The organism is Saccharothrix sp. NRRL B-16314 (assembly GCF_000716595.1).
In the GTDB taxonomy this organism is placed as follows: domain Bacteria; phylum Actinomycetota; class Actinomycetes; order Mycobacteriales; family Pseudonocardiaceae; genus Actinosynnema.
In genome coordinates, this window is the sequence record NZ_JNXC01000177.1 from 1 (window position 1) to 342 (window position 342).

General features: G+C 66.1%; 1 pseudogene. It reads left to right on the forward strand.

The annotated features are described in order from the left end of the window. A pseudogene (locus OQ02_RS45420) lies at window positions 1-342 on the forward strand (hypothetical protein); the annotation flags it as partial.

Here is a 342-nt window from a genome sequence, read left to right on the forward strand (position 1 = left end):
TCCCAGGTGAACACCGCGAAGACGGTCGTCAAGCCGGTCGGGACGACCCCGATCAAGGTCTACGGACGCGCCTACCCGAACCGCGAGGCCTACGCCGGTACCGGTGTCCCGATCCAGGACGACACCGCCAACGGCACCAAGAACGAAGACCCGCTGAAGAAGTACACGATCCCCGCGGGTCAGGCGTACGTCGCGGCCGGCGCCGAGGTCTTCGGCGACTACTACTCCAGCGCCTACAACAAGGACGGGACGCGCGTCCAGGGGACGACCAAGTTCATGCCCATCCACTACAACCACCGCATCGCGTGGGTGCAGTCCACGGACGTCCAGGTGGTCTCCGCC